At 35.7% G+C, this 6,000-nt stretch carries 8 protein-coding genes; all 8 read left to right on the top strand.

The features are described 5' to 3' along the window. The first annotated feature begins 4 nt into the window (after nucleotides 1–4). Nucleotides 5–91: an IS3 family transposase gene (locus tag ABD772_RS17625; RefSeq protein WP_425562807.1), complete on the top strand. Its 87-nt coding sequence runs from the start codon at nucleotides 5–7 to the stop codon at nucleotides 89–91. 200 nt (nucleotides 92–291) lie between these two features. After that, nucleotides 292–567, top strand: a complete 276-nt coding sequence (locus tag ABD772_RS16875; RefSeq protein WP_345107171.1) for a hypothetical protein — start codon at nucleotides 292–294, stop codon at nucleotides 565–567. Nucleotides 568–586: 19 nt separating this feature from the next. Then, entirely contained in the window at nucleotides 587–1,099 is a 513-nt protein-coding gene (locus tag ABD772_RS16870) for a hypothetical protein (protein WP_345107168.1), read from the top strand. A 42-nt stretch (nucleotides 1,100–1,141) separates the two neighbouring features. Further along, nucleotides 1,142–1,369, top strand: coding sequence for a hypothetical protein (locus tag ABD772_RS16865; protein ID WP_345107166.1), 228 nt, complete (start codon nucleotides 1,142–1,144; stop codon nucleotides 1,367–1,369). A gap of 18 nt (nucleotides 1,370–1,387) precedes the next feature. Beyond that, nucleotides 1,388–1,900 carry a hypothetical protein gene (locus ABD772_RS16860; protein ID WP_345107164.1) on the top strand — a complete coding sequence of 171 codons (513 nt, stop codon included), beginning with the start codon at nucleotides 1,388–1,390 and terminating at the stop codon, nucleotides 1,898–1,900. A 291-nt stretch (nucleotides 1,901–2,191) separates the two neighbouring features. Further along, nucleotides 2,192–2,704: a hypothetical protein gene (locus tag ABD772_RS16855; protein WP_345107161.1), complete on the top strand. Its 513-nt coding sequence runs from the start codon at nucleotides 2,192–2,194 to the stop codon at nucleotides 2,702–2,704. A gap of 625 nt (nucleotides 2,705–3,329) precedes the next feature. Continuing rightward, a complete protein-coding gene (locus ABD772_RS16850; RefSeq protein WP_345107158.1) occupies nucleotides 3,330–3,866 on the top strand; it encodes a hypothetical protein in 537 nt (178 codons plus the stop codon). Nucleotides 3,867–4,359: 493 nt separating this feature from the next. Next, nucleotides 4,360–4,878, top strand: a complete 519-nt coding sequence (locus ABD772_RS16845; RefSeq protein ID WP_345107156.1) for a hypothetical protein — start codon at nucleotides 4,360–4,362, stop codon at nucleotides 4,876–4,878. Nucleotides 4,879–6,000: the final 1,122 nt, after the last annotated feature.

The following is a 6,000-nucleotide window of genomic DNA, read 5'->3' as shown; positions in this document are numbered from 1 at the left end:
ATACATTCATTACTACAACAATAAGAGAATAAAAAACAGGTTAAATGGAAAGAGCCCGGTGGAATACCGAGCTCTCGTACAAAAAACTTAATTTTGTAATCTGTCCAACTTTTTGGGGTCACACCAAGTATGGAACAGCCTTTTGTCAATCCACTGGTTGAAGACTAATTTGAAATTGAAAAGGATGCGAATCAATTGCTCCATTAAATAAATGTTTCATTAAAAAGACAGGCACAAAAGCTTATAAATTTAATAAAGGTTAATTCATTTACTGCCTCAGAAAATGAAGATGTGTTTATAGTTACTGTAAAGGACTGGGCGAAAGCCCGTGGGCAGGATGGTATCACGGCATTTAATAATAACTCTCATGTTGAATCTGATTATACCAATAAAGCAGGCAACTACGAAATTGATTATCCTGACCCAGGACTTGCAGGATTTGCTGCCCTTGAGTCAATGTATCCGGACATGTTTAATTATTATGTAAAAAAAGCCGGATCAAATACTCTTACTCCCTATAAAGTGGTTAATGGCGTTCATCCGACTGTTACTCAAGTTAACTGTTAACAATAAAAATCTTCGATCAATGAAATATTATATAACTTTTTTGTCAGCAATATTTTTTGCAAGTATTTGTTTTGGGCAACAAATAGAATTTGCGAATATGGCCAGCATAACGCCGCCAGGCAGGATGCAAAAAATGCAGCATTCAGAGGTATTGAATATTACGCACCAAAAGTTGGGAAAACATCCTTCTCTTCAAAGCTTTATTAACGACCATCCAGATAATATGTATAAAGTTGATAACATCCTGGTTTTGGTAAAAACCGTACCTAAGAGTCCATCCTTTAAATTAGAAACGCAACGTAAACTATTCCAGCGTTCAGGTTCAACCAGTATTGAAACTTTGGGCGGCAAAAAATTTCTTATAACATTTGATACTACACTAAATGATATCGCCGTATATCATTTCTTTTGTGTAAACAGTTCCAATACCACTCAAGTGGGGGGTCTTGTTACAGCGGATATAAAAGATAAAGAGAAGGCAAAAGCGGTTATTTATGATATCGTAAAGGGAATTAAATTTAAGGTACAATAACTGTATCTTATAAAATATTCGTTTAAAGAGGCTGCCTCAAAAATGAGGCAGCTTTTTGTATTTGCAGAAGCCACGCAGAAGCGGATTTCAATAATGAAGTTAACGGACGCAGAATCATACAATAATGACCCTGGACTTTGTGGTTTCATCGCCCTTGAGGAGATGTATCCGGAGATGTTTAATTATTATGTAAAAAAAGCCGGATCAAATACTCTTCCCTATAAAGTCACTAAAGGTGTTCATGACACTGTAGCTCAAGTTAACTGTTAACCTATAAAATCTTCAAACATGAGATATTATATAACTTTTTTGTCAACAATATTTTTTACAAGTATTTGCTTCGGGCAGCAAATTGAATTCACGAATATGGCGAGCGTAAAGCCAGCAAGTACAATGAAAAAAATGCAGCAAACAGAAGTACTAAACTTAACACGCCAGAAGTTGGGAAAACATCCTTCTCTTCAAAGCTTTATCAACAATCATTCAGAGGATGTGTATAAAGTGGGTGACATTGTCGTTTTACTTAATACCATACCTAGGCTTCGCTCTTATAAATTAGATGCTCAAAAAATATTGTTACGAAGTACAGGTCCGGCTAGCATTGAAACTGTAGACGGCAAAAGAGTTCTCATAGGACTCGATACTACGAAAACCGATGTCGTTGTCTATCATTTCTATTGTGTAAACAGTTCCAATACCACTCAAGTGGGGGGCCTTGTTACAGCGGATATAAAAGATAAAGAGAAGGCAAAAGCGGTTATTTATGATATCGTAAAGGGAATTAAATTTAAGGTACAATAACTGTATCTTATAAAATATTCGTTTAAAGAGGCTGCCTCAAAAATGAGGCAGCTTTTTGTATTTGCAGAAGCCACGCAGAAGCGGATTTCAATAATGAAGTTAACGGACGCAGAATCATACAATAATGACCCTGGACTTTGTGGTTTCATCGCCCTTGAGGAGATGTATCCGGACATGTTTAATTATTATGTAAAAAAAGCCGGATCAAATACTCTTGTTCCCTATAAAGTCACTAAAGGTGTTCATGACACTGTAACTCAAGTTAACTGTTAACCTATAAAATCTTCAATCATGAAATATTATATAACTTTTTTGTCAGCAATGCTTTTCACAAGTTTTTGCTTTGGGCAACAAATAGAATTCTCGAATATGGCCAGCATAAAGCCGCCAGGCAGGATGCAAAAAATGCAGCAAAAAGAGGTGCTTAATATGACACGTCAGAAGTTGGGAAAACACCCGTCCCTTCAAAACTTTCTTAACAGCAATTCAGATTACGTTTATAAAGTCGATGATATTACGATTTTCATTAAAACATCGCCTAGGCAGCCATCGAATAAATTAAATGCTTTAAAACTTACAATGCAAAGCATAGGCCCTGCTAGCATTGAAACTGTAGACGGTAAAAGATTCGTTTTAGGGCTGGACTCTACCAAAAAAGATGTAATTCTTTATCGCTTCTTCTGTGTAAATAGCGCTAATACCATTCAAGTAGCAGGAGTTGTTACAGCCGATATAAAAGATAAGGAAAAGGCAAAAGCACTTATCTATGATATCATAAAGGGAATTAAATTTAAGGTACAATAACTGTATCTTATAAAATATTCGTTTAAAGAGGCTGCCTCAAAAATGAGGCAGCTTTTTGTATTTGCAGAAGCCACGCAGAAGCGGATTTCAATAATGAAGTTAACGGACGCAGAATCATACAATAATGACCCTGGACTTTGTGGTTTCATCGCCCTTGAGGAGATGTATCCGGACATGTTTAATTATTATGTAAAAAAAGCCGGATCAAATACTCTTGTTCCCTATAAAGTCACTAAAGGTGTTCATGACACTGTAACTCAAGTTAACTGTTAACCTATAAAATCTTCAATCATGAAATATTATATAACTTTTTTGTCAGCAATGCTTTTCACAAGTTTTTGCTTTGGGCAACAAATACAATACATGGCATAACAGTCCAAATTCTACAAGCTCTGATTATCAGGCCGCTATGGACGCCTATATGCAAAACCATGTAGGAGCCACTGAGACTGATGCAAGCATATTTGCCCTTGATTCAGAATTTCACGGGTTGGTAAATATTTATAGAGCCGACAGATCCGCTAACCCACCTGTATTTACTATTTTAAACGGTAACAACAATAGGGATACCCCGTCCGTCGGTACTGTGGGATGTAACTGAATCAAATTATAAAATAACAAGAACATGAAAAAAACAATATTTTTTATAGGGTGCCTGATGTGTGCTCTAACAACGTTTGCCCAACAGATCAGACTTGATAAACTTGGCACTGTGGCTGTCCCAAAACAAATGACTGAAGCATCGAGAGCGCAAGTTAATTCATTCGTTCAAAAAAAATATAATAACAAACTGCCATTGGACTTTATGGTCAATTCAGCATCAAAAGTTTATTTCGTCGACAACATTTTAATTACAGTAGGTTACAAACAATTACCATCTTCTACGAATGGACAAGATTATCTGTCTAATTTCAAAAAAGTGGAGGATGGGGCTCATTCCGGCTATCCAAGCTATTCATCAAGAATAGAAACCATAAATGGTAACAAATTTATTGTTTGCACAAGAGATTCATATCCTGGAAGATGCATTATTATTAATGGATTGAATGAATCAACGCTAGTTAGATTTGACTGTAGTTTACAATATGCTTCAGAAGACGAGGCTAAAGCACAAAGTCTTGTGAAAGAGGTTTTGGCAGGTGTGAAATATAAAGTACAATAAAGTTACCGCTTAAGATCAAAGGGGCCTTATTTAACTAAATAGGGCCTTTTTTTGTACTTTATGATGCAATTAACCTGGTGTATGAAAATTTAATACCGTGAGGCAAGCGTATTTGCCCTTGATTATGCATTTCATGGAATGACAAACATATATATGGCTGATATCCTGTAAATGAAGAGGCTGTCGAACCAGACAGTCTTTGTGTTTTCAGTGGCCACAGAAGAAGTCTTCAATAACAAAGCAGCGGATGCTGAATTTCACAAATTTGGCTAAGTAATACGGCCGTCTACTTTTTAGATGAGTATTATGAGCGGGGTTTTTAAATGAAGATGCTAAAATCAATTTAAACAAATGAAAAGACTATCAATAATACTTGCTCTTGCAATGTTCAGCATAAATTGCATGGCACAACAAAACGATTCGAATAATATAGCGGTCGTTCCTTACCATCAACGGCTTAAAAAATCAACGAGAACCGAGCTCAAATTAAAAAATGAAAAAAATAATATTAATCACGGCGTTTTTTCTGACAAGTATAGGTCTTGCTAACGCACAAAGACTAAAAGTTAACTCTACTGTTCAAGCCAAAAGAGGTAAATATAAAATCGACATGCTTGCAGATGGTAAAATGATTGTATCAAATACAAATAGTGTATATGGTCACCATGTCCCTAAAGTAAAAAATACAGACTTCCAAATAGAAACAGCAACCCCTCAGGGATTATATAAAGCATTTAAAGAAGTATTTAAAGATGAGCGATTAAAGGAATTGACGACAGAGCCTAATATTGCTATTGAAATATTTGTTTCGACAAAAGGTAAGGTTGAATATATAAACTTTATTGTAAAAACCAATACATTAATAACGGCAGAAGAACTTGAAGGGCTGGAGGACGCAATCAAACGAAATGTCTCATATAAGATAAAGTCTGATCAGTCTACGGATTTCGAAGCGTTTCCATTGGTAAAAAACGTACTCTTCAGTAATGTTTTAAAAGGCCCACGTATATAGAAGATTGATTCAAACAGAGCAGCCAAATAGGATGAAAAAAATGCAGAAAACAGAGTTGCTGAATTTAACATACAAGGAATTAAGCAGGTAGCGTTCGCTTCAAAGTTTTTTAATAATCATTCAGAGGATGCGTATAAAATCGATAACATTTTGGTTTTACTTCATACCATACCCAGACGCCCCTCTTCTAAATTGCAAGCCGAAAAAATTACAATGCAAAGTATAGGCCCTGCTAGCATTGAAACTGTAGACGGAAAAAGATTCGCCTTAGGACTGGACTCTACCAAAACAGATGTAATTCTTTATCGTTTCTTCTGCGTAAATAGCTCTAATACCGTTCAAGTAGCAGGCGTTTTCACAGCGAATATCAAAGATAAGGAGAACGCAAAAGCAATCATTTATGATTTAATAAAGGGAATAAAGTACAATAGTGGGCACTATTGTACTTTCCCCTATCACTAAATTAAAAAGCCATGAAAAAAATATGTGTTATAACATAATTTTTTTCAGCGTAGCAGCTATTGCGCAACGTTTGGAAATAAACCATGTCGCAACAGTAAGTCCAGCAAATAAATTAACAAAATAAGCACAGACCGGACAATCTCTGTTGTTCATGAAAGTATAAAAATAGCAATGATCACGTATTTCAGGTTTTAAAAGACTTTCATTCGCAAGACACTTACCTCATAAATGACCTGGTGGTTGCAATTCATCCGGTTCAATTGAAACAGCCCCTGAACGTCGATTATCTTATAAAACAAAAAGCGGGCATGGATGCGTTGTCAAAAATGTTGCGGGATACAATTCATATATAGAAACGATAAATGGCCGGCGTTTTTTGATTACATTATTACCGGCTCCGGCAGGTGAGTTGTGGACTTATTCATATTTTACTGCAGACAAATCACGAACGAAGATTATTGACGGAATGATGCCTTTTGACGTAACAGACTCAGCTAAGGCCAAAGCAACTCTATATGACCTTCTAAAAAGTTTAAAATTTAAATAACAGTAAAAGTTATGTTCTGAGAAAACCATAGATTATTTATGGCTTTTCTCAATATGCAGTTGCAATTGCATTCTGAATAGGTGTCCGATATTTGTCCGAAATAAAACAAAAAA

Origin of the sequence: Mucilaginibacter panaciglaebae (genome assembly GCF_039539265.1) — a bacterium.
In the GTDB taxonomy this organism is placed as follows: domain Bacteria; phylum Bacteroidota; class Bacteroidia; order Sphingobacteriales; family Sphingobacteriaceae; genus Mucilaginibacter; species Mucilaginibacter panaciglaebae.
The sequence above is the reverse complement of the archived record's forward strand: the minus strand, read 5'-3'. Positions and strand labels throughout refer to the sequence as shown.